Source organism: Sunxiuqinia indica, assembly GCF_009847015.1.
Taxonomy (GTDB): domain Bacteria; phylum Bacteroidota; class Bacteroidia; order Bacteroidales; family Prolixibacteraceae; genus Sunxiuqinia; species Sunxiuqinia indica.
Window position 1 is genome coordinate 41,500 of sequence record NZ_WVEM01000010.1, and the last position, 26,622, is coordinate 68,121.

General features: G+C 37.9%; 27 protein-coding genes. 18 read left to right on the plus strand and 9 right to left on the minus strand.

The window, feature by feature from the left end; all coding sequences use genetic code 11:
- Positions 1-448: 448 nt before the first annotated feature.
- On the plus strand, positions 449-838 hold the full coding sequence (locus GR929_RS15040; RefSeq protein ID WP_159521235.1) for a response regulator: 390 nt from the start codon (positions 449-451) through the stop codon (positions 836-838).
- Between the two features lie 63 nt (positions 839-901).
- Complete coding sequence (gene ruvB, locus GR929_RS15045; protein ID WP_159521237.1) at positions 902-1,930, plus strand: Holliday junction branch migration DNA helicase RuvB; 1,029 nt, start codon at positions 902-904, stop codon at positions 1,928-1,930.
- Here ruvB and GR929_RS15050 read toward each other — a convergent pair.
- Positions 1,917-2,984 (minus strand): glutaminyl-peptide cyclotransferase, encoded by a 1,068-nt coding sequence (locus GR929_RS15050; protein ID WP_159521239.1) that lies wholly within the window; start codon positions 2,982-2,984, stop codon positions 1,917-1,919. The genes ruvB and GR929_RS15050 overlap by 14 nt on opposite strands.
- Before the next feature lie 125 nt (positions 2,985-3,109).
- On the opposite strand from GR929_RS15050, the gene GR929_RS15055 reads away from it, so the two are divergent.
- The 9 genes from GR929_RS15055 (at position 3,110) to GR929_RS15095 (ending at position 12,533) form a co-directional block, all read left to right on the plus strand.
- Positions 3,110-4,576, plus strand: a complete 1,467-nt coding sequence (locus GR929_RS15055) for a lipopolysaccharide biosynthesis protein (RefSeq protein ID WP_159521241.1) — start codon at positions 3,110-3,112, stop codon at positions 4,574-4,576.
- Between the two features lie 51 nt (positions 4,577-4,627).
- Positions 4,628-5,068, plus strand: a complete 441-nt coding sequence (rpiB, locus tag GR929_RS15060; RefSeq protein ID WP_159521243.1) for a ribose 5-phosphate isomerase B — start codon at positions 4,628-4,630, stop codon at positions 5,066-5,068.
- A 2-nt stretch (positions 5,069-5,070) separates the two neighbouring features.
- The gene (locus tag GR929_RS15065) at positions 5,071-6,441 is read left to right on the plus strand and encodes a lactate utilization protein B (protein ID WP_159521245.1); all 1,371 of its coding nucleotides are present in this window, start codon (positions 5,071-5,073) and stop codon (positions 6,439-6,441) included.
- 4 nt (positions 6,442-6,445) lie between these two features.
- Positions 6,446-6,892, plus strand: coding sequence for an RrF2 family transcriptional regulator (locus tag GR929_RS15070; protein ID WP_159521247.1), 447 nt, complete (start codon positions 6,446-6,448; stop codon positions 6,890-6,892).
- Between the two features lie 52 nt (positions 6,893-6,944).
- The gene (gene hemW, locus GR929_RS15075; RefSeq protein ID WP_159521249.1) at positions 6,945-8,075 is read left to right on the plus strand and encodes a radical SAM family heme chaperone HemW; all 1,131 of its coding nucleotides are present in this window, start codon (positions 6,945-6,947) and stop codon (positions 8,073-8,075) included.
- 81 nt (positions 8,076-8,156) lie between these two features.
- Positions 8,157-8,591, plus strand: coding sequence for a dUTP diphosphatase (dut, locus tag GR929_RS15080; protein ID WP_159521251.1), 435 nt, complete (start codon positions 8,157-8,159; stop codon positions 8,589-8,591).
- A gap of 8 nt (positions 8,592-8,599) precedes the next feature.
- Positions 8,600-10,372 carry a tetratricopeptide repeat protein gene (locus GR929_RS15085; protein WP_159521253.1) on the plus strand — a complete coding sequence of 591 codons (1,773 nt, stop codon included), beginning with the start codon at positions 8,600-8,602 and terminating at the stop codon, positions 10,370-10,372.
- A complete protein-coding gene (locus tag GR929_RS15090; protein ID WP_159521255.1) occupies positions 10,369-11,250 on the plus strand; it encodes a DUF4292 domain-containing protein in 882 nt (293 codons plus the stop codon). Before GR929_RS15085 ends, GR929_RS15090 begins: the two co-directional genes overlap by 4 nt.
- A 98-nt stretch (positions 11,251-11,348) precedes the next feature.
- The gene (locus GR929_RS15095; RefSeq protein ID WP_159521257.1) at positions 11,349-12,533 is read left to right on the plus strand and encodes a murein hydrolase activator EnvC family protein; all 1,185 of its coding nucleotides are present in this window, start codon (positions 11,349-11,351) and stop codon (positions 12,531-12,533) included.
- A gap of 58 nt (positions 12,534-12,591) precedes the next feature.
- Here GR929_RS15095 and GR929_RS15100 read toward each other — a convergent pair whose 3' ends face one another.
- A complete protein-coding gene (locus tag GR929_RS15100; RefSeq protein ID WP_159521259.1) occupies positions 12,592-13,293 on the minus strand; it encodes a Crp/Fnr family transcriptional regulator in 702 nt (233 codons plus the stop codon).
- A gap of 162 nt (positions 13,294-13,455) precedes the next feature.
- Between GR929_RS15100 and GR929_RS15105 the strand changes: the two genes are divergently transcribed.
- The 4 genes from GR929_RS15105 (at position 13,456) to GR929_RS15120 (ending at position 16,150) form a co-directional block, all read left to right on the plus strand.
- A complete protein-coding gene (locus GR929_RS15105; RefSeq protein WP_159521261.1) occupies positions 13,456-13,872 on the plus strand; it encodes an OsmC family protein in 417 nt (138 codons plus the stop codon).
- Positions 13,869-14,753: a helix-turn-helix domain-containing protein gene (locus tag GR929_RS15110; protein WP_159521263.1), complete on the plus strand. Its 885-nt coding sequence runs from the start codon at positions 13,869-13,871 to the stop codon at positions 14,751-14,753. Before GR929_RS15105 ends, GR929_RS15110 begins: the two co-directional genes overlap by 4 nt.
- Positions 14,754-14,828: 75 nt before the next feature.
- Positions 14,829-15,419, plus strand: a complete 591-nt coding sequence (locus GR929_RS15115) for a YceI family protein (protein ID WP_159521265.1) — start codon at positions 14,829-14,831, stop codon at positions 15,417-15,419.
- Between the two features lie 14 nt (positions 15,420-15,433).
- Positions 15,434-16,150 carry a pirin family protein gene (locus GR929_RS15120; protein WP_159521267.1) on the plus strand — a complete coding sequence of 239 codons (717 nt, stop codon included), beginning with the start codon at positions 15,434-15,436 and terminating at the stop codon, positions 16,148-16,150.
- Between the two features lie 49 nt (positions 16,151-16,199).
- On the opposite strand, the gene GR929_RS15125 is transcribed toward GR929_RS15120, so the two are convergent.
- Positions 16,200-17,384, minus strand: coding sequence for a helix-turn-helix domain-containing protein (locus GR929_RS15125; protein ID WP_159521269.1), 1,185 nt, complete (start codon positions 17,382-17,384; stop codon positions 16,200-16,202).
- A gap of 167 nt (positions 17,385-17,551) precedes the next feature.
- Between GR929_RS15125 and GR929_RS15130 the strand changes: the two genes are divergently transcribed.
- The 3 genes from GR929_RS15130 (at position 17,552) to GR929_RS15140 (ending at position 22,905) form a co-directional block, all read left to right on the plus strand.
- Entirely contained in the window at positions 17,552-18,970 is a 1,419-nt protein-coding gene (locus GR929_RS15130; RefSeq protein WP_201301032.1) for a Gfo/Idh/MocA family protein, read from the plus strand.
- Between the two features lie 114 nt (positions 18,971-19,084).
- The gene (gene bglX / locus GR929_RS15135) at positions 19,085-21,373 is read left to right on the plus strand and encodes a beta-glucosidase BglX (RefSeq protein WP_159521271.1); all 2,289 of its coding nucleotides are present in this window, start codon (positions 19,085-19,087) and stop codon (positions 21,371-21,373) included.
- A gap of 170 nt (positions 21,374-21,543) precedes the next feature.
- The gene (locus GR929_RS15140; protein WP_159521273.1) at positions 21,544-22,905 is read left to right on the plus strand and encodes an NAD-dependent succinate-semialdehyde dehydrogenase; all 1,362 of its coding nucleotides are present in this window, start codon (positions 21,544-21,546) and stop codon (positions 22,903-22,905) included.
- A gap of 39 nt (positions 22,906-22,944) precedes the next feature.
- Here the strand turns inward: GR929_RS15140 and GR929_RS15145 are convergent, their stop codons facing one another.
- The 6 genes from GR929_RS15145 to GR929_RS15170 all read right to left on the minus strand — a co-directional run bounded on the left by GR929_RS15145 (position 22,945) and on the right by GR929_RS15170 (position 26,500).
- Positions 22,945-23,229 (minus strand): hypothetical protein, encoded by a 285-nt coding sequence (locus tag GR929_RS15145; protein WP_159521275.1) that lies wholly within the window; start codon positions 23,227-23,229, stop codon positions 22,945-22,947.
- 61 nt (positions 23,230-23,290) lie between these two features.
- On the minus strand, positions 23,291-23,641 hold the full coding sequence (locus tag GR929_RS15150) for a TfoX/Sxy family protein (protein WP_159521277.1): 351 nt from the start codon (positions 23,639-23,641) through the stop codon (positions 23,291-23,293).
- Positions 23,642-23,693: 52 nt separating this feature from the next.
- Positions 23,694-24,437: a DUF429 domain-containing protein gene (locus tag GR929_RS15155; RefSeq protein WP_159521278.1), complete on the minus strand. Its 744-nt coding sequence runs from the start codon at positions 24,435-24,437 to the stop codon at positions 23,694-23,696.
- An 18-nt stretch (positions 24,438-24,455) separates the two neighbouring features.
- Positions 24,456-24,626 carry a Lacal_2735 family protein gene (locus tag GR929_RS15160; RefSeq protein ID WP_159521279.1) on the minus strand — a complete coding sequence of 57 codons (171 nt, stop codon included), beginning with the start codon at positions 24,624-24,626 and terminating at the stop codon, positions 24,456-24,458.
- A gap of 6 nt (positions 24,627-24,632) precedes the next feature.
- Positions 24,633-25,112, minus strand: a complete 480-nt coding sequence (locus tag GR929_RS15165) for an SRPBCC family protein (protein ID WP_159521280.1) — start codon at positions 25,110-25,112, stop codon at positions 24,633-24,635.
- Between the two features lie 128 nt (positions 25,113-25,240).
- Positions 25,241-26,500, minus strand: a complete 1,260-nt coding sequence (locus tag GR929_RS15170) for a coiled-coil domain-containing protein (protein ID WP_159521281.1) — start codon at positions 26,498-26,500, stop codon at positions 25,241-25,243.
- Positions 26,501-26,622 lie beyond the last annotated feature (122 nt).

Genomic DNA, 26,622 nt, shown 5'->3' on the forward strand with positions numbered 1-26,622 from the left:
TTCTTGTTAATTGATAACAAACAAAAAAGCAAAATTATATTTTTAAATCAGGAATCTAATTTCGCTTATCATTTTTTACTTCCCATACAAGATTTCTTTTTGAGATTCGATGCTCAAATTATAAACAAGTTTAAGTCCATGTTAACCGAATAAGAATTCAATATAAACTGCTATTAACAATTGTTAATTAAATCTATATAAACTTGACTATCAAAGTTAATTTATGTGTAAAGATGGTGGATAACTCAACAACAACAATCGCTTTCGATATGAAACAAGCATTCACGTCAAAAATTATACATGTAATCAACAGCCTATTATTATAATCATCTTCTTTTTAAACTTTAAATATTTAATATTAATAGAAGGGTTAAGCAATTCTTCAGAAAAAGTGGGTTTCCTTTTGTCTAAATTAAGGATTAACTTTACAGAGCTTAAATAAATTTTGATGGAGGAGAAACTTTCTATATTGCTTGTAGAGGATAATGTGCTTAATCAGAGGATTGTAACTTTTAGTTTGAAGAAATACAAACACGATGTTACAATCGCTAATAATGGATTGGAAGCTATTGATAAATTCAGAGAAGGCAAGTACGACGTTGTTTTAATGGATATTATGATGCCAGTAATGGATGGATTAGAAGCCACGGTTAAAATAAGGGAACTGGAAAATGAGATGAAGGTAGATTCGCGAACACCTATTATTGCGCTGACTGCGAATACCATGGATAATGATCGTGAAAAATGTATTTCCTATGGTATGGATGATTTTATGGCAAAGCCGTTTGACATTGAAAAACTGAATCAAATTTTTCAAGAACTCGAGATTGTAAAATAAGCTTGATCTTCCTACTCTTCATGAAATAAAGCTATATTTGTTCGTTTATAAAATCATAGTTTTATGTCCGATCCCATTGATCTTCACGACGAATCTTTTCCAGAGAAAGATTTCGATTTAGATAAGCGTTTGCGTCCATTAACTTTTGATGATTTTAAAGGTCAAAAGAAAATTGTAGAAAATCTGAAGGTTTTTGTACAAGCTGCAAAAATGCGTGGTGAAGCTTTGGATCATGTCTTACTTCACGGACCTCCCGGATTGGGAAAAACGACTTTATCGAATATTATTTCCAATGAGTTAGGAGTCGGTTTAAAGCTAACTTCGGGACCAGTTTTAGATAAACCAGGCGATTTGGCCGGGCTTTTAACTAATTTGGAGGAGAGCGATGTTCTATTCATCGACGAAATACACCGTTTAAGCCCCATAGTTGAAGAATATTTGTATTCGGCTATGGAGGACTACAAAATTGATATACTCATTGATAAAGGCCCTAGCGCGCGCTCAATTCAATTGGAGCTAAACCCATTTACACTTATTGGAGCTACTACCCGATCCGGATTATTGACAAGTCCGCTACGAGCACGGTTTGGAATTAACTCGCATTTTGAATATTACGATTTGAGTATTTTAACGGGGATTGTAAAACGATCGGCCAAAATATTGAATGTTGAAATCAATGAAAAAGCAGCACTCGAAATAGCAGGCAGAAGTCGTGGTACTCCCCGTATTGTTAATGCTTTGCTTCGTCGTGTGCGAGATTTTGCTCAGGTGAAAGGCAATGGTAAAATTGATTTGGAAATTACACGTTTCTCGCTCGAAGCTTTAAATATCGATAAGCATGGATTGGATGAAATGGATAATAGAATTTTGACAACTATTATCGATAAATTTAAAGGTGGACCGGTTGGTATTTCCACGATATCGACAGCTGTGGGTGAAGATTCGGGAACGATTGAGGAGGTTTACGAACCTTTTTTAATTAAGGAAGGCTTTATCAAACGAACACCTCGTGGGCGTGAAGTAACCGAACGTGCCTACAAGCATTTAGGAAAAGTCAATTACGGAAATAGCGATTCGCCTAGTCTTTTTTAACAAGTTTGACTTCGAAAAGCTTTGGCCAAAGCTTGCCGGTAATATACATTTTTCCGTTATCAGGATGAATGGCTATGCCGTTCAATACATCAACATCTGAATTAACAAGGACTGATAATAATCCTTCAAAATTAATATTAGCCAGTACTTTACCTGTTTTAGGATCGATTTTTACCGCTTTGTTAGTTGTCCAAATATTTGCATAAAGTTCACCGTTATGAAACTCCAATTCATTTAAATATTTCACAGGTCCTTTGTTATCGAAAACCTGAATCTTTTTTACAACTTCAAAAGTCTCAGGATTCATAAAATGAAGAAATTCAGAGCCATCTGTTTTAATCAAATAGGTATTGTCATGGGTTAAGCCCCAACCTTCCGAAGTGTTATAAATAAAGGAATCAACGCGCGCAAAAGAATTTAAATCGTAAACGAATCCCTTTTGAGCTTTATAAGTGAGCTGGTAAATTTTATCATTAAAAATGGTAATTCCTTCACCGAAGTATTGATCTTCCAGGTAAAATGATTTTAACACATTTCCGGTTTTTAAGTCAAACTGAAAAATACCTGATTTCCCATTTTCTCCTGTACTCTCATAAAATTTGTTGTCGTGAATTTCGAGTCCCTGCGTAAAATGTTCGGTGCTATGAGGATAGGTTTTTACTACTTCGTAACCGTAATTTTCAGGAATAATATCGGAAACCACTTCAAAGGTTTTAAAGGTAACACCTTCTACCCCATCGCTTTTGGTAGCCAACACTTTAATGTTATGTTTTCCAAGCTCATTCAGCTCAGTAATTGAATATGAAAAATCCAGTTTTTTACTGGTTGTAATCAGTTCATTGTCAATGTATAACTTTGAATCTTTCAGCTCGCCATCTTTGTTTTTAATACTGATTGAAATTGTAATAGAGTCACCATAAACATGCTTATTGGCTCGGGGTTGAATGGTAATTTTAGCTACTGGTTTCCGCGACCTTTTTGGTGTATTGGAGCACGAAATACAACCGATAAAAAGTGTCGTTATTAGTGTTAAAAGAAAAAATTTCAACTTCATTTTATATGAGCTTTATTTTGAGTTTTTAAAAATACATAAAGTTTGAAAGAACTCAGATCAAACAAAATCTTTTTGAATGAAAAAAAACATTTATGAATCTCTATCTTTGAAAAAATTTCAAAGATTTGAATTCATTCAAGAAACTTGCCGGAGAGACTGCTATTTATGGAATGAGCAGTATTGTTGGCCGCTTTATTAATTGGTGGCTGGTTCCTTATTATTCGCATGTTTTCCTGACCGATCAATTTGGTGTTGTGACCAACTTGTATGCATACATGGCTTTTTTGCTGGTTATTTTAACCTACGGAATGGAAACCGGTTTTTTCCGATATGCTTCCGACAAAAAGAACAAAGAGCAAGTTTATTCCAATACATTGGTTTCACTTTTCCTTACTTCAGCATCTTTTGTATTGGTTGTTCTAACCTTTTCTGATACGATTGCGTTGTGGATGGATTATCAAAATCATCCCGAATACATTCAGTGGATTGCCATTATTTTAGCCTTGGATGCCTTTACATCCATCCCGTTTGCCAAACTTCGAATTGAATCGAAAGCAATTAAGTTTGCCACGTTGAAGTTGATTAATATTTTCTTCAATGTCTTCTTCAATATCTTCTTTTTAAGTATTTGCCCCAGTTTACTGAAAAGCAATCCAGATAGTTGGGTAAATTTGGTTTATTCTCCTGAAATTGGTGTTGGTTATGTGATTATTTCCAACCTGATAGCTTCAGCATTAAACTTCGTGTTGCTAATTCCTGAAATGTGGATCAAACTCCGGCTTGATGCTAAGTTACTGAAGGAAATGATTTGGTACTCGTTCCCTATTTTACTTGTTGGTGTTGCCGGAATGATCAATCAGAATATTGATAAAATTTTGATTCCTAAACTGCTATCTCCGGAACAAGATCCGATGTCTCAACTAGGAATTTATGGTGCCAACTACAAAATGGCTGTTTTGATGAATATGTTTATCCAGGCGTTTCGATATGCTTTTGAACCCTTCTTTTTTTCGCAGGTGAAATCCGAAGATAATAAGCGAGGTTATGCCATTGTAATGAAGTATTTTGTAATTTTTGGTTTGTTGATTTTCCTTGGCGTTTGCTTGTATATTGACGTTGTAAAACTAATTATTGACAAGGAATATCATTCAGGGTTAAATGTTGTTCCCATTGTTTTGATGGCGAATTTGTTTTTGGGTATTTACTATACGTTATCGTTATGGTATAAGTTAACTGATAAAACACGATTTGGGGCCTATTTTGCTGGTGTTGGTGCCGTAATTACACTAGTTTTAAATTTTGTTTTTATACCAAAATATGGTTATGTGGCTTCAGCTTGGGCCGTGTTAATTTGCTTTATCGTTATGACTGGACTTTCTTACTTTTTTGGGCAAAAGTATTTTCCGGTCAACTACCCGCTTAAACGAATTGGACTTTATTTTTTAGTTGCATTAGCTATTTATACGTCTGCCAAAATATTAAATATTTCTCCGTCCTTCTCAATGTATGCAGTTCATACAGGACTCATGCTTAGTTTTGTAGGTTTGATTTTTAGCATCGAAAAAAAAGAAATTTTAAAGTTTCTTAAATAAGAATTCCAAATAAATACTTTTAAGTATTATTTTTGATTATTTTTAGTGAAAATGAATAAATTAAAGATTGCGTTATCGTCAGACCATGCTGGCTATGAAAGAAAACAGGTGGTGTTGAATTTTTTGAAAGAACAAGGGGTAATTTATCAGGATTTTGGTGCTTTTTCGGCTGAAAGTTCTGACTATCCGGATTGGGCACATCCCATGGCAGAAGCCATTGAAAATAAGGAGTTTGATCTTGGAATTTCGCTTTGTGGAAGTGGAAATGGCATAAACATGACAGCCAATAAGCATCAGGATATTCGGTCGGCCATTTGTTGGAAACCTGAAATTGCAGCTTTGGCGCGGCTTCATAACAATGCCAATGTGTGTGCTTTACCAGCTCGTTTTATCACTGACGACGAAGCAATTATGATTGTTAAAACTTTTCTTTCAACTGATTTTGAAGGCGGACGCCATTTACGACGAATTAATAAAATGCCACTGAGCTAAGTATGTCAAAGGAAAAAGGACATTTCATAAAAGATTCTGAAAATATTGCTTTCGATAAGCGACATCGGGCGACAATTAAATTTAATATGTCGAAATATGATGCTGCAGTTGATCGTGGTAAAAAGCGATACAGCAACTTAGATCTTGCCAAAGAACGGGCATCCTATATAAAGTCGAAGGTCGTCAATAATTTAGCTGATTATTTAATTGAATTTGAAAAAAATAGTCAGGCCAACGGAACAGAAGTGATTTGGGCTGAAGATGCCAATGAAGCTATTTTGTCGGTTCAGCGAATTTTAAAAGATAATGAAGCGAAATTATTGGTGAAAAGTAAATCGATGACCACCGAGGAAATTGATTTAAATGAGCATGTTGAAGCTGTTGGTGTGGAGTCGTTGGAAACGGATTTGGGCGAATACATTGTACAAATAGCCGGCGAAAAACCTTATCACATTGTAACTCCGGCCATGCACAAGTCAAAAGAAGATATCGCTGATCTTTTTCATGAAAAGTTTGATACGCCGGAAAAAAGCACTCCCGAATATTTGACTGGTTTTGTGCGTGGTTTGCTTCGAAATAAGTTTACCAAAGCCGATATTGGTGTTACAGGAGCCAATTTTTTAATTGCCGATAAAGGAGCAATTGCATTAACCGAGAATGAAGGAAATGCAATGATGACCTTTTCATTTCCCAAAATTCATATTGTAATTGCCGGAATTGAAAAAGTGGTGCCGAGTATGAAGGATTTAGGATTGATGTGGCCTTTGTTGGCAGCACATGGTACTGGTCAGCAGATAACCGTGTATAATTCGATTGTGTCAGGACCAAAAAGGCAGGAAGAGCAAGATGGGCCAGAAAAAATGTACGTGATTTTGCTGGATAATAAACGAACGGAATTGTACCAGCAAGATGACCAGTTTGAAGCGTTGAAATGTATTCGCTGTGGAGCATGTTTAAATGCCTGCCCAATCTATCGAAATGTTGGTGGATACACTTATGATGCTACTTATAGTGGTCCGATCGGCTCAATCATTACGCCCTTTTTAAAAGGTTTTTCCGAGTATAATCATTTAAGTTCAGCTTGCTCGGTTTGTGGTAAATGTACCGAAGTTTGCCCGGTAAAAATACCACTTCACAATATGTTGCTATACAATCGGCGCGATGCAGTAAAAAATGGCGATTCTCCCCTATCCTGGAATATTGGCATGAAAGCTTTTGAATATGCTTTTATGAAGCGGAAACGACTAGATCTGGTAAACGGAACTACAAAAAATAAACTTGGCAACTTAAATAAAGATGCAATGGGGGATAAAAAATCTCTGCCAACATTTGCCAGAGAGTCTTTTAGTCAACAATGGAAAAACAAACGATAATATTATGCTGTCTAATACTTGTAAATATGCGATCCGCGCATTAATCTATCTCGGAAAATTTAGTGATGGTGAAGGAACAAAAATTGGAATTAAAAAGATTTCAAATGATTTGAGTATTCCGACTCCTTTTCTAGGAAAAATTCTACAAAATCTCGTCAAACAGAAAGTGTTGGTTTCTACCAAAGGTCCAAACGGTGGTTTTGGTTTGGGAAAAGAAAAAAGCGAAATTTCATTGTATGAAATTGTGAGTATCATTGATGGAGAGGACTTTTTCAAAAATTGTTTAATCAGTATGGAACCATGCTCAACACATCATGAGCAAGGTCAACCTTGTCCTGTTCATAAGAGTTTTTCGGAGGTTCGTGAAAAGCTGTCAATTTTTTATAGCGAAACAACGCTCGAAAGGATTATTGATGATATGGCTGGTCACGAAGATCTCATTAAAATGTAAGCCAAACTTCCGGCAGGCCGTCGGAGAATGAAAGGGAAAGAAAGACTGCTTTATGGCCGGAATTTACATTCATATTCCATTTTGCAAGACCAAGTGTCATTATTGTGATTTCTACAAAACAACTGATTTTGGAGCGAAAGTTGATTTTTTATCCGCACTGAAAAAGGAAATAGAATGGCGTAAAAGTGAGCTTGAACAGGAAGAAATAGCCAGCATATATTTTGGAGGAGGAACGCCATCAGTTTTGAAAATTGCTGAGATTAATGACATTTTAGCTTTAATTGATCAGCTTTATAAGCTATCAACTGACGTAGAGATTACCTTAGAAGCCAACCCCGATGACTTAACTCCTGAGTTTTTAAGCGGACTGAAAACAACGTGTATTAATAGACTGAGTATTGGGACACAGTCATTTAATGATCATGATCTCAAAAGCATGAATCGAAGGCACAACAGTCAGCAAGCATTAACATCCATTCGAGCAGCTCAAGAAGCTGGAATTACCAACATCAGCATCGATTTAATTTACGGCTTACCCAATCAAACACTTGAAGATTGGACAGACAATATTGAAAAGGCACTTTCGTTAAATGTGCAGCATATCTCGGCTTATCACCTCACCTATCATGAAGGAACGGTTTTCTATGATTACCTGAAAACAGGCAAAATAAAAGAGTTACCTGACGAGTTGAGTCTCCAGCAGTTTAAACTGTTATTAAGCCGGCTACAACAAGCTGGTTTCGAGCAATATGAAATATCAAATTTTGCGCGTAATCGGCTGTACTCAAAGCACAACAAAGCCTACTGGGAACGAAAAAAATACCTGGGTTTTGGGCCATCAGCTCATTCATACGATCATCAAACACGGCGATGGAATGTGTTGAGTTTAAAAAAATATCTTCAAGCAATTGAAACGAATAGCAATTTTTTCGAACAGGAAGTGCTTTCGGAGCAAGATCAGTACAACGACTACATGATTACTTCACTTCGAACCAAATGGGGCATTTCAAGTATCTACCTGAAGGAGAACTTTGGCGAAAAATTTGTTGAGTATTTTAAAAATGAAGCGGAAAAATACCTGGATAGTAAACATCTTCGTTTGGATAATAGCTGTTATACCTTGTCAACCGAAGGGCTGTTTATTTCAGACCGAATAATGGAAGAACTGTTTTTTGTCGAATAGCTTTAAAATTTGTTAATGGCGGAAAGTCTCAATGTAGCTTACGATATTTAGCTATCTTTGCAGATTGTAAAAAAGCAACTTATGGAAGTAAAAATAGTTAATCAATCAAAAAATGAATTGCCGGCTTACAGCACAGCATTGTCAGCAGGGATGGATTTGAGAGCAAATTTAGATGAACCAATCGTTTTAAAACCGCTGGAACGTACGTTGGTGCCTACTGGTTTGTTTATTGAGTTGCCGGTTGGACACGAAGCGCAAATCAGACCCCGCAGTGGTTTGGCAATTAAAAAAGGGGTTACCGTTTTAAATACTCCTGGAACAATTGATGCTGATTATCGTGGCGAAATTAAGATCATTCTGGTTAATTTATCAAACGAAGAATTTGTAATTAATCATGGAGAGCGCATTTGCCAAATGGTGATTGCAAAACACGAAACTGTAGCCTGGAAACCTGTTGAACTGTTGGAAGAAACAGAACGTGGAGCAGGAGGTTTTGGGCATACAGGAAAAAATTAAAGATTGAAATGACATTAAGAAAACTGACATATTTTTTGTTGTCGGGCATCGTTTTGGTTTCTTGTTCTACTACTCAAAAACAACTGGTTAACAGCACAAAGGCAGAAACCATTGAAGAGAAGAGAGAAGAAGACACCCTATCGGAAGATCAGCAAAATGAATTTGAGTATTTATTTATTGAAGGATTAAAGCAGAAAAAGCTCGGGAATGTTCAAAATGCGGTTTCCATTTTTTCACGCTGCCTCGAAATCGACCCAAATTCAGATGTGGCCATGTACGAAATGGCCAATATTCATTTTGCAAATAAAGACTTAACAAGTGCTTCGCTCCTGCTTCAAAAGGCGATCAGCTTAAATTCGAAAAATAAGTGGTACAAATTGTTGCTGGCCGAAATTTATCGTCAGCGTCAGCAATTTAGTGAAGCGGCTAAACTTTATACGGAGCTTAGTAATAAGGAACCTGATAACCTGGAATATTTATACTCCAAAGCAGTATTGTTAGCAATGGCTGAGAACTATGCTGAAGCAATTGCGGCCTACGATAAATTGGAGAAGGAAACAGGTTTAAATGAGCAGATATCAGTAGCAAAACAGCAACTTTATGTCGCGTGGGAAAAACCGGATAAAGCGTTTGAAGAGATTAATAAACTCATTCAATCCGATCCGGAAGAAACGCAATATTATGGCTTGCTGGCAGAATTGTATCAGCAACAAGGCGATTCGACAAATGCCCTCAAATATTTCAATAAAATATTGGAAATGGATCCGGAAAATGGCTTCGTTCATTTTTCGTTGGCCAGTTATTACATCGAACAAAATAGTAAAGAAGAGGCCTTTAATCATATCAAAAAAGCCTTTGCCAGCGAAGAGCTGGATGCTGAAACAAAAATGCAGTATTACATGCTGCAAACAAATGATGCAGATAGCTCGGATTGGAGCAATGAACAAATTGGCGAGTTGCTGGATATTTTGCAAGAAACACACCCGGATGATAACCGGCTGTATACCATTTATGCTGAGCATCTAATGAGACAAGGCAAAATTGATGAATCTCGAAGCTACCTAAGGCAATACCTTGAAACCGACAAAGACAATTTCGTGATCTGGCAACAACTGCTGTTTATGGATAACGATTTGATGGACTTTGAAAGCCTGTATAGTGAAAGCAAACAAGCGATCGAATTATTTCCAAATCAAGCTGTTTTGTATGCTTTAAACGCGGTGGCCTCGCTGCAATTGAAAAAGTATGAAGAAGCGTTGCAGGTTTTGGATGAAGGCCAGATTTACGTGTTGGATAATCAATCGCTCAAAGTGCAATTTGAGCTTTACCGAGCCGAAGCCAGTTACAACCTCAATCATGTTGAAGATGCATTTGAAGCGTTCGATAAAGTGCTGAAAATGGATCCCGATAATTACATGGCGATCAATAATTACGCTTATTATCTTTCGGAACGGGGAGAACAACTCGAAAAAGCGGAGCGAATGAGTGGACGGGTTGTACAAGAAAATCCTGAAAATCCTACTTTTCTCGATACTTATGCGTGGGTGTTATTTAAGCGAAAAGATTACCAATTAGCCAAATTTTATATCGAATCAGCCATAAATAATGGCGGAGGTGAAAACCCGGTTTTATTGGAGCATTATGGCGATATTTTGTTTAAACTTGGGGAGAAAGACAGGGCAATGGAGCAATGGAAAAAGGCCAAATCATTTGGAGAAGGAACAGACGTTCTGGAACAAAAAATTAAAGAATCACGATTTATTGAAAGTTTAGTCCCTTGAAAACACAACCCTTAAAACAATACGCAACAATCATCGTTTTACTGGTTTTTGCTTTTACTTCTTGTAAAACAACTAAACTGGTAACCATTGAAAAAGTAAAGCCAATCAGTACCAATCGGCTGATAAAAAAGATTGAAGATAATTCCTTTGACTATGATGTGATGGCTATTAAACGAATAGCCTGCCAATATGAGGGGCCAAATGATAAAAGATCATTCAGGGCAAACCTGAAGTCGGAAAAGGATAAACGAATGCTGCTCACCTTGAGTAAAATCAACGTTCCGATTGCTCGTCTGTATTTGACTCCCGATAGTGTAAAGATGGTCAACTACCTGGATAAAAGTTATTTGACAGAAGATTACGATTATTTAAGTGATTTTGTGAATGCTGACCTGGATTTTAAAATGATACAATCGATTATCAGTAACGAAGCATTTTCGTATAATGATGGCGAACGGGATAATGATTTAAAGGATTTTGTTTCGTACATCGATTCAGGTAGATACGTTCTACAATCGTTAAAAAACCGGAAGCTCAACAAGATTCTCCGTAAAGGGAATGAAGATAAAATAGATCGATATCTTAAAAAGTTGGATGAAGATGATTTTGTAATCCAACGATTATTTGTTGATCCGAAAACGTTTAAAATTGAAAAGATTGAATTGGATGATCAATCGAACAATCGTAAGGTAACGGTAGATTTTTCTGAGTTTGAAAAGGTAAACCGGCAACTATATCCCGGCGATATTGATATTTATTTTGCAAGTCCCGAAAAAGAGTTGTCGATCAAAATTAAACTCAGTAAATTCTCGACCGATAAAGACCAGTCATTTAATTTTAATATTCCCGATAGATACGACCGGGTAAAGCGGCCTTGATTTGTTGGATTCAATTTGAACTGGTGAAATAGTCATCTGTAAATACCGCAAGATTAAATGACGGATGACACTACAACTACAAAAAGCGCTATAAGCCTATGAAAGGTGTTTTTTTAAGCTTGTTACTCCTTTATAGTGGATTGACCTCAATCGGGCAGTCGCTTACCGATTTGCGCACTAAAAAGGAAAATACGGAGCAGGTGATAAAATATACATCTTCACTGCTTCAGGAAGCCCAGAAAAACGAAAAAGTTAGCTTGAATAAGTTGAAATTGCTCAATTCTCAGATTGAAAATCGAAATCAACTGATTCGTGCGATAGGCTCTGAGGTTGATGCGCTCAATAATTACATTGCTGAAAATTCGGAAGTATCGGAGATGCTTCAAACTGATTTGAAAGATTTGAAAAAAGAGTATGCTGCGATGATCCGGTTTGCCCAGAAGAATAAAAACAGCTACGACATGCTTATCTTTCTGTTATCAGCAGAGAATTTAAACCAGGCATACAAGCGCATGCTTTATTTGAAACAGTACGCCAGATACCGGAAATCACAGGTTGAAGTTATTCAGGCTCTCCAGCAAATTCTGGAGGAGAAAGTTGCAAAGCTTAAAACACAAAAACAACAAAAAGCGGAGTTGCTAGCCAGCCAGCAAACTGAAGCAGACCAGCTACTGAGTGAAAAAAATCAGCAAAATCAGCAGGTTCAAAATCTACAAAGGCAGCAACGGCAGCTCCGGAAAAAGCTTCGTGAACAACAAAAGGAGCAAGAAGAGTTAAACCGGGAAATAGAGCGTTTGATTGAAGAAGAAGCTCGTAAAGCCCGTGAAAAAGGTCAGTTTGAAATGACACCTGATCAAAAGCTATTGGCAGCTAATTTTCAGGAAAACAAAGGACGTATTCCCTGGCCGGTTGAACGGGGAATAATCACCGAACATTTTGGGGTGCATACCCATGCGGTGTTAAAAAATATTCAGGTTAAAAGCAATGGCATCGAAATAAGCACAACTCCCGGTTCAGAGGCGCGTGCTGTATTTAATGGCATTGTAAGTAAGGTATTTGCTATTTCGGGTGGTAATATGGCTGTCATTATTCGCCACGGAAGTTTTTTAAGTGTTTATTCCAACCTGAAAGAAGTAGTTGTAAAAGCTGGTCAGCAGGTTGAAACCAGGCAAAAAGTAGGAACAATTTACTCCGATTCGGCCGATGGCGACAAAACGATACTCAAATTTCAGGTTTGGCAGGAAAACCAAAAAATGAATCCGGAAGATTGGATAAGCAAATAAATGCCAACTTCTAAATCCGGGTCGAAATATGACGGTGAGAAGAATTTTAAGGCCGGTATTATAAACCAGCTACCCGAGTTAACGCCTTAATATCCAATAATTTTATCTTTCTACCTTGTAAGTCAATTAAATTGTCGTGCTTAAATTCCGACAGTAAACGAATCACACTTTCAGTCGCCGTACCCACAATATTGGCTAGTTCTTCGCGCGTAAGTGAAATCTGCAAGGTATTGGTATTATCCAAATCAAAACTTTCTTTCAGCAACAGCAATACTTCGGCCAAACGTTCGCGTACAGTTTTTTGAGCTATATCAGTGATATAGTCGTTTGCTTCGCGTAATTCTTTACATATGATTTGCAACATATGATGTGAAAACTGCCAGTTGCTTTTAATCAGAAACTGTAAGGTTTGATAAGGAATATGGCACAATACGGCTTCGTCAATCACTTTAGCAGTTGTACAGGCCGCCTCTTCACTCAGTAAAGATCGATAGGCAATAATTTCCCCCCTTTTTGCAAAGCGAATGATTTGCTCTTTCCCGTCAATTCCTGTTTTGAATATCTTTATAATGCCCTTTGTAACGCAATAAAAACCGGTTAATCGGCTACCTTCTCTATAAATAATACTTCCTTTTTTATACAAAGAGCAAGTCTTATCATAATTAAGTTGAGCAAATTCTTGTTCTGTAAGCTTTTTAAACAACTGAAATCCTGAAAGTTCACACTCTTCTTCAGTTGGTCGGTTAATTGAACTTCTCATGAACCTTAATTTATAATGAATTGATTAATAAATCCTAAATTAAATTTAAATATACAATGAACATTTATATTTGTAAAACTATTTATTTAGATAGTTTCATGTTTTAATCTAGTGTTGATAATAACACAATTTGTATCTATAATTGTTTAAAATTACATCTTTATGAAACATTTTATTGATCTGGCCTGGAAAGGAAATATGGCCTTCGAAACCGATATGGATGGACACCAAGTAATGATTGACGCTGGAAAAGAGAGTGGGGGTGATGATTTAGGACCACGACCCAAGAAGTTGATGCTAACAGCTTTAGCAGGTTGCTCCGGAATTGATGTCATTTCAATTTTAAAGAAGATGAAAATTGTGCCTGAAAGTTTTCGCGTTGTTGTAGAGGGAGATGTGACTGATGATCACCCCAAAAGGTATCAGGAAATCAAGGTAGTTTACGAGTTTAAGGGAAAAGATTTACCCTTGGAGAAATTGCAGAAAGCAGTAGAGCTGTCAGAGGAAAAATACTGCGGTGTAAGTGCTGTTTACAAAAGAGCAATGAATATTAGTAGCGAAATACGTGTGGTTGAATGACGAGTAGTAACCTTTTTGATGACAGCGAAGAGCGGATTTTCACCATCATGAAAATCTGTGAGCTTGGAGACGAGGAACGGCAGGAAAATCAGTTACCTCATCTGCATGATTTTTATTCGATCATATGGATTCAAGATGGTCAGGCGGTTCATGCCACCGACTTTGTTGAGTATGTGCTCGAAAAAGACTCCATCCTTTTTGTTCCTCCGGGATTAAAACATCGCTTGGTTTTAGATCAAATGGCGGGTGGCTATTCCATTCTTTTTAATGAGGAATTCGTGCGTTATAACCGAAAAGACTACACTCCGCTCAAGGAATATGATTTATTCAATAACCCCGAGTTTAAAAGCATTGTAAAGATTGAAGAGAGCTTGGATAAAGAAAAGCTTTCGAATCTTATAAACCTTATGCTTGAAGAATTTCAGCGAACGGATGATTATAGCCAGGATGTCGTTTTAAACCTGCTACATTTGTTTTTATTGAAGTCTATCCGATTATTCGAAACCCAATATCATCCGCTCGATACTAAAGAGGAGGATACCGATAATTTCTCAATTATTCGGTTTAAAAAGCTCATAGAGGATAACTATAGAACTGAAAAAAGTGTATCATCTTATGCTGATATGTTGAGTATGAATCCAACTTGTTTGAATGAAATTGCCAAAAAGACAACAGGAATTACTGCCGGTGAAATGATCCGTAACCGAATTATTGAAGAAGCGAAGCAGAAATTATTTGGTACTGATTTAAATGGAAAGGAGATTGCTTATTCGCTCGGATTCGATGATCCTTCCTATTTTAGCCGCTTCTTTAAAAAGTATACTGGGTTTACTATCAAGGATTTTAGAGATACTAGTCGAAAAAAGTACCATAAAATTTAGTTTTAGTCCATTTTCTATGCCTGTAAAGCTCTGTATTTTTGTAAATGAATAATTACAAACAAAAAACAGATAGATATGAAAACAATGAATTTTAAGAAATGGACCATTTTAGGTATTGCTTTAATTTTTAGCTCAGCAGTTATTGCTGGAAATTATGTTATAGATACCAGTTCAAGTAATGTTGATTGGTTAGGTAAAAAAGTTACAGGCGAGCATAATGGTTCAATTGATATTAAAGAAGGATCATTAGAAGTAGCTAGTGGAGCAATCAAAGGTGGAACTGTAGTCATTGATATGCAGTCAATTATAAATGAAGATATTGAAGATGCAGATTATAAAGCAAAGCTGGAAGGCCACCTGAAATCGGAGGATTTTTTCTCGGTAGAAAAATTTCCGACAGCAAAATTGGTTTTAACAGATGTTGAAAAATCTGGTGATGAATATTCATTCACTGGTGACTTAACAATCAAAGGAATTACGAAACCGGTTTCGTTTAAAGGAAAATCTTTAGCTGATGGTGACCATGTAAAAGTGGAAGGTGCCATAATAATTGACCGATCGGATTATGATGTGAAATACGGATCATCATCATTCTTCGATAATTTGGGCGATAAAATGATTTATGACGATTTCACATTAAATTATGTATTAGTAGCAAAAAAGTAAGAAAGGAGAGAACAATGAATGTTGTTCTATATCGATCAGATAGTAGAGGAACAGCTGATCATGGCTGGCTAAAAAGCAGACACACCTTTAGTTTTGCAAATTATTACTGCCCTTCGAGGTTAAACTTTGGTGTACTGCGGGTACTCAATGATGACCTTGTGGAGCCTAAAATGGGATTTGGTACCCATCCGCACGACAATATGGAAATTGTTTCGATTGTGCTTGATGGGGAGCTGGAACATAAAGATAGCATGGGAACAGGTTCCATTATTAAAAAGGGCGAGGTGCAGGTGATGTCAGCTGGTTCTGGAGTTACACACTCCGAATTTAATCCTTCGGAAGATAAACCGGTTAGTTTTTTTCAAATCTGGCTGTTTCCGAATAAGGAAAATGTTGAACCTCGTTATGGACAGGCTTATTTTGATGAAGCCGATGTGGCCAATAAGTGGCAAATGGTTGTTTCTCCTGATGGCGAAAATAAGTCACTCTGGATTCATCAGGATGCCCGGATATACAGAGGCGATTTTGAAGCGGGGAAATCGGTTGATTACCACATGAATAATTCGGAAAATGGCCTGTTTTTAATGGTTATTGACGGCAAGGTGGAGGTGGACGATTATACCTTATCAGGTCGCGATGCAGCCGGGCTAACCGACGTTGGTGATAAAATCAGTGTCAGTGTCAAAAAGAAGAGCCAGTTACTTTTATTGGAAGTTCCAATGACAAGATAATTGTTAGTGAAAGAGAAATTCTTGAGCCTGGGTAAATACCCGGGCTTTTTTATGGCCAAATTTCTGAAACATTTGCAGGTAAAGCGTCAAGCCTGATCAGGTGGATATCAAAGTCAGTTCTGTTTTCACCTTTTACTTCAAATACGGCCTTGAAATTTTTGCTGTCAAGGGTCTGAATTTTTGTTTCGAACGCTTTCATTTTAGTTTCATCGGTAAAATATTTGGTAAGAGCCATATTCCCGATATCTCTGTCGCACAGAAAAAATAATACACATCGTCCATCCGGAAGCTCGAAATAGGAAACGGTTGCATATTCATAGCTTAAATATGAAGTTGCCCGATTGTTAAACGCGAATGTTGAGTCACCAACCTGATAGTTTAAAACAGACTCTTCAATATTGTAGATTAAACCCAATTTTTCAACTGTTTTTTTAAGATCCTGAAGTGTTTTAAAGGAACCAATGAAAATCAGATTCTCATCTCTAAAATCTTCCAGTTTTACCCGGGACGAAAAATCCATTTCGATGTTTTGATGCTTACCGCCAACTAGTTGCAGAAGATTAAATAAACCCATAGGGGCTTGATTATTAACATAGGTGATGTCGTTTTTTTCCACCTGATCGATTAACTCAGGATGTTGTTTCACAAAATTGTCAAACTCAGCATCGGAATTAATTCTGCTGTCCCGCATACTTCCATACTGTCCTGATGGAACAGTTCCTCGGTAAAAATAATGATCACCCAGCACAATTCGGGTTGTAAAATCAGTCGAAAAAAACGGTTTCCAAAATTCGATTTTCACCGGTTTCGAAGGAAGAAAAACGTGAAAAAGCAGTACTCCGGCAAGAATGAAGACACTAAAAAGAAATAATACCGGCGTAAAGCGATTGACATTTTTTTTCATGGCTTTAATCGGTAAATGCTTAAAATCGATGGTATATTGCCCCTTTGGCAATTCAAAAATTAAATCATCTTCTTGGCCCTCTTGTTCGTAATATTCTTTCAGTTTCTTTCTCAAATTATGGACATAAACCCTTACGTTGACTTCCTTTTCAGGATTATACTTTTTCCCAAATACATCAGCTGCAATTTGGAATTCTTTCGGTTTCTCACCTTTGAATGAAGACTGAACCAAGTATTTTAAGAGCTCTCTGTTAACCGGAGATTTTGAAAAAACATGACTTTCAATAATTTTTTCCAGGTAAATATCGATATGGCTCTTTGATTTTGTCAAGTTGTTAGTTTTCAGTTTTGTAAAACATTTTTTTAACGTAGACTTTACTGCTTTTATAGGTTATCTTTTTCAAAAATAACAAGAACCAGATATATTCAGTATAGAAATCCTAAATAATTCGTAACCAAATGCGATAATAATCACAATAAAACTAAAACTTACTACTTATGATGAAGTCAAAAAATTTAAATCGGCGACATTTTTTGGGAGCTGCCGGAACTTTAACTGCCGGAGCCCTTTTGACCAATCCAGCTCAATCAATGGCGCGGCCTGCCTCGTCAAAAACAAAACTTGCTTTAGTGGGAACAGGAGTTCGGGGAACAAGTTTCTGGGGAAAAAATATCGTGGACAATTATTCAAGTGAAGCTGAGTTTGTTGGACTTTGTGACATTAATCCAGGGAGGCTCCAATTTGCGTTGGATTATATGGGAGTAGATTGTCCTGTTTTTACTGATTTTGAAGAAATGGTAAACAAAACTAAGCCTGAAATAGTGATTGTTACCACAATGGATTCTACGCACGATAAATACATCGTAAAAGCCCTGGAAATGGGTTGCGATGTCATCACGGAGAAACCCATGACAACTGATGAAGTTAAATGTCAATCAATTTTGGATGCGGAACGCAAAACCGGCAGAAAGGTAATCGTTGGGTTTAATTATCGGTATGGACATCAGTTTTCAAAACTGAAAGAATTGTTGACGAAGAAGGAAGTTGGCAAAATTACTTCGGTCGATTTTCACTGGTACCTAAATACTTATCATGGTGCTTCTTATTTCCGTCGTTGGCATGGCGAACGAGACAAAGGAGGAACCTTGCTGGTACACAAATCCACTCATCATTTCGATTTGCTCAATTGGTGGATTGATTCGGACCCATTGGAAGTGACTGCTTATGGCGAGTTGGAGCATTATGGTAGTAACAACGAATTTCGCGGTGCGAACTGCCGTTCTTGTGCGTATACCGATAAATGTAAGTTTTATTGGGATATCATGGAAAATGATCGTTACGTGGATTTGTATGTGAAAAATGAAAAATATGATGGTTATATCCGCGACAATTGCTTGTGGCGCCACGATGTAGATATTTACGATAAAATGGCAGTTCAGATAAAATATGCCAACGATGTGCAGGTAAGTTACTCGTTAACAACCTATTCTCCTTACGAAGGATGGCGAATCGCTTTTAATGGTATGGATGGTCGCATCGATTCGTGGGAAGGTATTCCATGGCGTGCTGATGAGCGCGTAAATCAAGCCCAATTGCATGCTCAGGAAATGAACCAAAATGCGGAGGAAAATAATTCAGCTTATGATGAAATAATGGTGATGAAAAACTGGGAAACTGAATATGATTTGGTGAAAGTACCTCGCATTCGTGGTGGACACGGTGGAGGAGATGTTCGCTTGCAAGATAAGATCTTTAAAGATCCAAACATGGCCGATCCGTATAAACACTCGGCTGGAACTCGCGATGGTGCGATGTCAATTCTTATCGGTATTGCAGCCCGAAAAAGTATTGAGGAACAACGACCTGTCAAGATTTCAGAACTAACCGATATACCGATTAGTGCAAATCGCGGATAGTTGACATTTTTAGCATTGATTTATTTGGGGCTTTCTATTAAGAAAGCCCTTTTTATATCTCAATTTCTGCAGATTATTGTAATTTAGCTTCCTAAATTTTAAAGTACTATTACAATGTTTACCACTAAATCAATAATCATTTCACTATTACTTTTTCTATTTATGGCAAAAGTTAACGCTACGAATAATTCCATGAAACCCGATCCGATTGACGTAAAAGTTGATTCACTATTAAAGTTGATGACGCTTCAGGAAAAAATTGGCCAGTTAAATCAGTATACTAGTCAGTGGGAAATGACAGGTCCGGCTCCGGCAGCGGAGGATATGCAAAATCAGTTGGAACAAATTAAAACCGGTCTGGTTGGATCAATGCTAAATGTAACCGGAGCCGAAGCCACAAGAGAAGCCCAAAAGCTGGCCGTTGAAAACAGTAGACTTGGTATTCCCTTGGTTTTTGGTTACGATGTCATTCATGGCTACCGAACCCTTTTTCCAATTCCATTGGCCGAAGCGGCAAGCTGGGAACCGGCGTTAGCAAAAAAATCAGCTTCAATTGCTGCTAAAGAGGCTTCTGCTGCAGGCATTCACTGGACCTTTGCACCCATGGTAGATATCTCTCGCGATGCCCGTTGGGGGCGAGTTATGGAAGGAGCAGGAGAAGATCCTTACTTGGGATCCTTGTTTGCTGCTGCTCGTGTAAAAGGCTTTCAAGGTGATGATCTGTCCAGTACAAGCACTGTTGCAGCTTGCGCCAAGCATTTTGCCGCCTATGGTTTTATCGAAGCCGGACGTGATTACAATACTGTTGATATCAGCGACAATACGTTGCACAATACCGTGCTACCTCCATTTAAAGCTGCTGCCGATGCTGGTGCGGCTTCGTTTATGAATGCCTTCAATGTGATTGGTGGCATACCTGCTACCATGAACACCTACCTGCTGCGCGATATTTTAAAAGGGGAGTGGGAATATGATGGCATGGTGGTTTCTGATTGGAACTCAGTTGGTGAGATTATCAAGCATGGAGTTGCCCCAAATAAAAAGGAAGCAGCAAAACTGGCCATTATTGGTGGTTGCGATATGGATATGGAAGGTCGCTGTTATGTCGATCATTTGGAAGAATTGGTTGCTGAAGGAACTATTGATGAAGCCTTAATTAATGATGCTGCCGGACGAGTATTAAAGATGAAATTTGAATTGGGTTTGTTTGATGATCCTTATCAATACAGCAATACAGAACGTGAAAAGGAGGTCATTCTTTCTGCTGAGAATTTGGCTGTAGCGCGAGATGCTGCCCGTAAGTCAATTGTGTTATTGAAGAATGAAGAAGAGGTTTTACCTTTAGCTAAAAGTGGTTTATCCATTGCAGTAATGGGTGAGTTGGCCGAAGATAAAGATAGTCCGATTGGAAGTTGGAGAGCCAGTGCAATACCAAATTCGGCGGTTTCGCTTATTGAAGGAATCAAAGCCAATAACGAGCAAAAAAATGATATTCAATTTACTCAGGGTGTTCGATTAATCGATGGTGAGAAAAGCTTTGTGAAAGAGCTCAATTTTAATACAACCGATCGCAGTGGTTTCGAAGAGGCAAAGGTGTTGGCACAAAAATCAGATGTTGTTGTCATGGCTTTGGGTGAGAATTGCTTTCAGACAGGCGAGGGGAGAAGCCAGACTGATATCAGGCTGAAAGGATTGCAAATGGAGTTTTTCAACGAGATTTATGCGGTCAATCCAAATATAGTTGTTGTGTTGATGAATGGTCGTCCGGTGGTTCTAGGCGAAATTGCCGAAAAAGCCAAAGCGATACTTGAAGTTTGGCATTTGGGATTAGAGTCAGGAAATGCCATAGCTGATGTTTTGTTTGGCGATTTTGCGCCATCAGGAAAATTGCCGGTTTCTTTTCCGGTAGTAACAGGGCAAGCTCCAATTTATTACAATCATTTGAGTACTGGTCGACCCGATAATGGCGAGGGAAATGTATTTTGGTCACATTATACCGATGCGCCTAAAGTGCCACTTTATCCTTTTGGTTACGGACTGACCTACACCAATTTTGAATACTCCGATATCTCACTTGACAAAGATCAGATTTCATTCGATGAGTTTGTAAAAGTAACTGTTCATGTAAAAAATACAGGAAAACGGGAGGGAACAGAAGTCGTTCAACTTTACATTCATGATTTATTTGCATCGGTAGCGCGTCCTGTTAAGGAACTGAAAGCTTTTAAAAAGGTAACAATTCCGGCAGGAGAATCAAAAGAAGTGACATTCAGTTTAACACCGCAGGATTTGGCTTTTTATAATATCGATAAAAAATGGACGGCCGAACCGGGAGATTTTAAAGTTTTTGTAGGAACAAACTCAAGAGACGTTAAAGAAAGTCAGTTTAAGTTAGTTGACTAAGCTAAAAATGATAACAAATACGAAAAGGGCTTTTCTTGAAAAGCCTTTTTTTTATGCTTAAATTTAATGGACAAAAGTTGACCAGATAAAAAAGTACTTAACGACTAGTCTTTCAAGATTAAGTCATTCAATTATCGGCGATTATCAGATTTTCAAAAAACAGAAATGCTATGAAATCAATAAATCCATTCACAAATAAAGTAATTGAGAACTATAAAGAACACACCGGATCAGAAACCAAACACATTATCAAAGAGGTCGATGTAGCCTTTCAATCGTGGAGAAAGACCACATTTGAGGAACGAAAAAACTATTTGCTGGAACTGGCCAATCAGCTCACAGAGCAAAAAGAATCACTTTCGAACCTGATTATGTATGAAATGGGGAAGGTGAAAAAAGAAGCCGTAAGCGAAATTGAAAAGTGCGCTTGGGTTTGCCGGTTTTATGCCGAAAATGGTGCTCAGTTTCTCGATCGGGAAGTTATTGAGTCTGATGCTTCCGAGTCATTTGTTAGCTTTCAACCCTTGGGAACTGTATTGGCTGTGATGCCCTGGAACTTTCCCTTTTGGCAGGTTTTCCGGTTTTTGGCACCGGCACTGATGGCTGGAAATACCGGTGTATTAAAACATGCCAGTAATGTTCAGGGATGCTCATTGGCCATCGAAAAGCTGGTTCGTGATGCCGGGCTGCCCGAAAATGTTTTTCGCAGCTTGCTAATTCGCGGAAGCGCTGTAAAGCAGGTTCTAGAGAACCCTAAAATAAAGGCAGTTACTTTAACCGGAAGTACTCCGGCGGGGAAGTCGGTAGCGGCAATTGCCGGATCCGTGTTAAAAAAATCGGTACTTGAGCTGGGAGGAAGCGATCCTTATTTAATTTTGGAGGATGCCGATATTGAAGAGGCTGCTAAGCTCTGTGCTTCAGCCCGTTTGCTAAATGCCGGACAAAGTTGTATTGGAGCCAAACGGTTTATTGTTGTTGAAAGTGTTTATGATCGGTTTAAAGAGGCATTTGTAGAAGAAATGCAAACCGCAATATATGGTAACCCTGAAGATGCGGAGACAAAGATTGGGCCGATGGCACGGCACGATTTACGGGATGAATTACACGGGCAGGTGAGTGCTTCTGTGGCTAAAGGAGCGAACATAATTTGTGGCGGTTTTATCCCCAATGACGATGATTCGTTTTATCCGCCTACAGTTCTGGAGAACATTGAACCGGGAATGCCGGCTTACGAAGAGGAGCTTTTTGGTCCGGTGGCTTCTTTATTCAAAGTAAAAACCGAAGAAGAGGGAATTAAAATTGCAAACGACACGGTTTTCGGATTGGGCGCCGGGGTGTTTACCGCTGATTTGGAACGTGGAAAGAGAATAGCGGAGAAAGGACTCGAAGCAGGATGTGTGTTTGTAAACGACTTTGTAAAATCAGATCCTCGATTACCTTTTGGTGGAATAAAAGAAAGTGGCTACGGTCGGGAGTTGTCTCTTTTGGGTATTCGCGAGTTCGTGAATATCAAAACAATATCAATTAAATGAGTCTTGTTTATCAGTGATTTTATGGGTGTTTTTTTAGATTTAGGTGTGGTTTTTCAAATACCAAATAAAGCCGATCATTATAATGGCCATTGCTGCAAGTACGATTCGTTCATACCGTTTTCGTTTAGTTGTTTGCAGGCTTATTTTATTCAGAAATCGGCCTTTTGTTTCACGTGAAACCTTTTTAAAATGAAGATTCCGGTGTTTTTCTTTGAGCACAATCGGGTCTTCTGTGTTGAAATAAGCTTTCTTTTTTCTCAGCGACCGATTGTTCTTCATCCTTGAGATCATATCGGCAACATGTCCGGCACTGGATAGTAGCATCGTTGAATAATTAGAGTGCATCTAATTTAACCATAAATATTTAATTTGAAAATAGAATTGCTTACTTTTTTTTTGTTTTTTTACTTGATGTAGCCAATGGATTAAATGCTAAACAACGATCAACCCATTTTTCAAGATCCTCGTCCATGTCTGTTCCATCGGCATCAACATAAACATAACCTCTCATCGGGCGACGAGTAAAGTCCATTGGGCGGGCACCTTCATCGTTCAAGAATTCTGTTTCTTGTTCAGGATTCACGCGAGCCATCAAGTCATTTTTGATTACTCCAAGGCACATTTTTTCATTCACCATAAAGCAGATGCCACCAAACATTTTCTTTTCGTTGAAAGGCGATTTCTTATCTTTTAATGCTTGCCTGATTCGGTCGGCTAATAGTTCGTCGTATGCCATCTCTATTTGATTTATTTAGTTGAAAGTTTACAACTAAATAAGTAACACAAAACTAGGTGCTTTTGATTGTTGCGATGGCATTTTTGGAGTTGGTTGTTGTATTTGGTTCTCTTTCTCCAATTAAGTGAAAACCTTTATCGATTCCAATTTGGGCGGTCAGACAAAGACAAAGCGCATCGACCAAATCATCATCTTTTACATGCGATTTCTTGAATCGATTGCGATACTGAATGAAAAAGGATGGCAGCGCTTGGTAGTGTTTGGAAAGGATTGCTAAACGTTCTTGAATACCGACACGCTCTTTGGCTGCTTTCCTGTGCTTTAAAAGCCTACCGTTGTTGAGATTTTTAAAGTTGATCTCCGGATGGCTCTCCATCGTTTTAGGTTTCCAAACCGGATGTTGCTCTAAAAACTGATCCAGTTCTTTTATTTTTGGGACTAAGTTCCAGGATTGAATAGACAAACTTTTTCCGGTAATTTGCTGATTAATCCGTTTTGCTTCATCATAGTTTGTTGCAGATAAAACTTCGTAGCAGGGAGGGGTAAAAATAGTGTACGAGAATCCAGGCGATAATTCCTTGCGGGCAATGGTCTCCAAATCTCTCTTTTCACCATTTCGGGGCAGGCCAATTGGCATATCAATCAGACAGCAGATCGCCTCAGAATGCTCATGAAGAAATTGATTCAGCGTTGAATGAATTTCAATGGAATAGTTCATCCCATCGTAAACCGCCACACACCAGCCGGTTTTGCAACCATCGATACCTAACACTTTATTCTCTTGGTTTCCCAACATGGCGGTAAAGTAAGTGAATCACTTGCTCTGAATAGTCTTGATTTCAGTTAAAATCTCCTCAGCCTGTACATAGTATTTTTCGGCTTCTTTCCGATTGACTTTTGAGATCTCGTGATAGTCTTTCATCAGTTTGTTATATTTCGCCTGAAACTTTTCTATTGGTGATTTTCGTTTAAATAATCCAAACATAGCTTGCTATTTTTTTAAGTAATTAATGAGATAATTGTACCGGTATGCGAAAATATGTTCAAGTTGGCCTTGAATAAACAAGTGATGAGCCAGATGACCAAGTGCTCCAAAAGGTAACTTGTAGCTCACTTTATCAGTCATTAATGTTCCATCTGCTATTTTCTGAAATAGGTGTTCGTGATGCCACATTTTGTAGGGCCCGAAACGTTGTTCATCAACAAAAAAATGCTTTTCCTTTACCTGCGTAATTTCGGTAACCCAGTGGGTTGTGTATCCCGGAAACGGAGAAACACGATAAGTAATTATTTGGCCGGGATACATCGGAACGATTTCTCCTGAGGTAATTTTGAAATGCATACTTGGTGGCGTAATCTTCTCAAGATTTTCCGGATTAGAAAAAAACTCCCAAGCATCATTTAAGCTAATCGGGAGTTTTTGTTCAGCGTGTAAAGTGTAAATTCCAGCGTGTTTCTTAATTGTTTTCATGGCATTGAGTCAGTATCTCTAACATACTATTGCTTCAAAAACAACAGAAACTCCACTTTTGTTTAGGCAATCAGTTTAATATTTAAACAAAAATGGGTTGTAGTCTGGTTGTTAGTTTATTGCGTATGCTATTCTCTTGTGTTTTCCCACTTGGCAAAATTAATTGATGAGAAATAGCCTAGAAGCATTCCGTCAAATATTTTTACCGCTTGCAGACGTGTTGAAGCATAGTTAATTGTCGTCTTCTCAGTTTGAACCTGCTGTGTTCGTCTGCTTAAAAACTCTTTAAAATCAGTTATTGCCAGGTCCGGATTATTGATCCGGTCTTTCTCCGGATTAAAAGAAAGTGCACTTTGGATAATGATATCTGTCCAGTCAATATCCTTGGTGTAAGTAGTTAAAAGCGCTTCAGCATTGGTCGGTAGCGACTCTTGCCATTTGATTATTGGTTTAATTAATGAAAACAACTCTTTGCGTTTTATCCGATCACCGGATTGCTCCAATTTGTTGAGCTCATCAGTTTGTTCTTTAACAATCGTTTCCAGTTCATTCCAGGCTTCTGCCAGTTCCTTGAAGCTACTGATATCCTTAATAACTTCATCACTGGGAGTTCCTTTAAAGTACAGATCTGTCGCGTTTGTTGGGGTTTCAGCTTCTATCTTTCTTACCTGAGTTTCCAATTCACGCATTAAGTTTTGCAAATTCCGTATTTCTCCCTGAACTGAGGCAAAGTCAAAGCTGGTAAGCAAATCTTCAATTGTATCGTATGAGCTTTGAATCCCATTTAATTTTTCTTCTATCGAATTACTTTTGTAACCGGAGGCCTTTATATTGGGTGTTGCAAACCATTCATTTTCATTTCCAATGATATCCAGGTGGATGATTGCATCGGCTTTGTTTTCTTCTAATCGTGTCGTGTTTCCATCAGTAAATTGCCAGGTTGAAACGATCGTCACTTTAATGTACGATTTTTCGACGTTGCCCGCCGGTATGTTTACTTCAACCATATGCCTATTCGCTAGTTCCTGCAACATGTCCAGCTTGATTTTATTGTCCGATTCGAATTCAATGTTTTCACTTAATAGTTCCCAGGTTTTTTCTTGGTCGCTTTCTTGATAAACTATTTTTTTGTTACCCCTGCTGATAATTTTTGCATCGGAACTAAAATCAAAGTAAGTGTCGGGATACCAAACAAAATCTGAGCGACCGCCTTTTAGTTGTGCCAGAAGTGTGAATTGATCGCCTTTGTTAACTTCTAAATCGGAGCCGCTTTCCATAAGCTTTCCATCAATAAACAGTTGAATATATGGTTCTCGCAATGGCTCTGCGGCTATCGTTTGAGCAAGAATAGAACCTAAAATAAGACACAATACAGCAATTCTTTTCATAGCGATCCTTTTTAACCTCGTGTTGTTGTGGAATAAAATTAGTCAAATAGATTTGGCTATCAAATAATCTTAAACATGTCCACTATAATCGTTCGTCTTTTTCGCTCAACCTAATTGTGAAA

Excerpts from the sequence above, each read along its gene's own strand:
- GR929_RS15050 (WP_159521239.1), bottom strand. The coding sequence starts at position 2,984 with ATGAAGTTGAAATTTTTTCTTTTAACACTAATAACGACACTTTTTATC.
- GR929_RS15130 (WP_201301032.1), top strand. The coding sequence starts at position 17,552 with ATGATGAAGTCAAAAAATTTAAATCGGCGACATTTTTTGGGAGCTGCC.
- dut (WP_159521251.1), top strand. The coding sequence starts at position 8,157 with ATGGAAGTAAAAATAGTTAATCAATCAAAAAATGAATTGCCGGCTTAC.
- ruvB (WP_159521237.1), top strand. The coding sequence starts at position 902 with ATGTCCGATCCCATTGATCTTCACGACGAATCTTTTCCAGAGAAAGAT.
- hemW (WP_159521249.1), top strand. The coding sequence starts at position 6,945 with ATGGCCGGAATTTACATTCATATTCCATTTTGCAAGACCAAGTGTCAT.
- GR929_RS15165 (WP_159521280.1), bottom strand. The coding sequence starts at position 25,112 with ATGAAAACAATTAAGAAACACGCTGGAATTTACACTTTACACGCTGAA.
- GR929_RS15110 (WP_159521263.1), top strand. The coding sequence starts at position 13,869 with ATGACGAGTAGTAACCTTTTTGATGACAGCGAAGAGCGGATTTTCACC.
- GR929_RS15145 (WP_159521275.1), bottom strand. The coding sequence starts at position 23,229 with ATGCTACTATCCAGTGCCGGACATGTTGCCGATATGATCTCAAGGATG.
- GR929_RS15105 (WP_159521261.1), top strand. The coding sequence starts at position 13,456 with ATGAAACATTTTATTGATCTGGCCTGGAAAGGAAATATGGCCTTCGAA.
- GR929_RS15170 (WP_159521281.1), bottom strand. The coding sequence starts at position 26,500 with ATGAAAAGAATTGCTGTATTGTGTCTTATTTTAGGTTCTATTCTTGCT.
- GR929_RS15095 (WP_159521257.1), top strand. The coding sequence starts at position 11,349 with ATGAAAGGTGTTTTTTTAAGCTTGTTACTCCTTTATAGTGGATTGACC.
- GR929_RS15140 (WP_159521273.1), top strand. The coding sequence starts at position 21,544 with ATGAAATCAATAAATCCATTCACAAATAAAGTAATTGAGAACTATAAA.
- bglX (WP_159521271.1), top strand. The coding sequence starts at position 19,085 with ATGTTTACCACTAAATCAATAATCATTTCACTATTACTTTTTCTATTT.
- rpiB (WP_159521243.1), top strand. The coding sequence starts at position 4,628 with ATGAATAAATTAAAGATTGCGTTATCGTCAGACCATGCTGGCTATGAA.
- GR929_RS15160 (WP_159521279.1), bottom strand. The coding sequence starts at position 24,626 with ATGTTTGGATTATTTAAACGAAAATCACCAATAGAAAAGTTTCAGGCG.
- GR929_RS15120 (WP_159521267.1), top strand. The coding sequence starts at position 15,434 with ATGAATGTTGTTCTATATCGATCAGATAGTAGAGGAACAGCTGATCAT.
- GR929_RS15115 (WP_159521265.1), top strand. The coding sequence starts at position 14,829 with ATGAAAACAATGAATTTTAAGAAATGGACCATTTTAGGTATTGCTTTA.
- GR929_RS15065 (WP_159521245.1), top strand. The coding sequence starts at position 5,071 with ATGTCAAAGGAAAAAGGACATTTCATAAAAGATTCTGAAAATATTGCT.
- GR929_RS15085 (WP_159521253.1), top strand. The coding sequence starts at position 8,600 with ATGACATTAAGAAAACTGACATATTTTTTGTTGTCGGGCATCGTTTTG.
- GR929_RS15040 (WP_159521235.1), top strand. The coding sequence starts at position 449 with ATGGAGGAGAAACTTTCTATATTGCTTGTAGAGGATAATGTGCTTAAT.
- GR929_RS15100 (WP_159521259.1), bottom strand. The coding sequence starts at position 13,293 with ATGAGAAGTTCAATTAACCGACCAACTGAAGAAGAGTGTGAACTTTCA.
- GR929_RS15150 (WP_159521277.1), bottom strand. The coding sequence starts at position 23,641 with ATGGCATACGACGAACTATTAGCCGACCGAATCAGGCAAGCATTAAAA.
- GR929_RS15070 (WP_159521247.1), top strand. The coding sequence starts at position 6,446 with ATGCTGTCTAATACTTGTAAATATGCGATCCGCGCATTAATCTATCTC.
- GR929_RS15155 (WP_159521278.1), bottom strand. The coding sequence starts at position 24,437 with ATGTTGGGAAACCAAGAGAATAAAGTGTTAGGTATCGATGGTTGCAAA.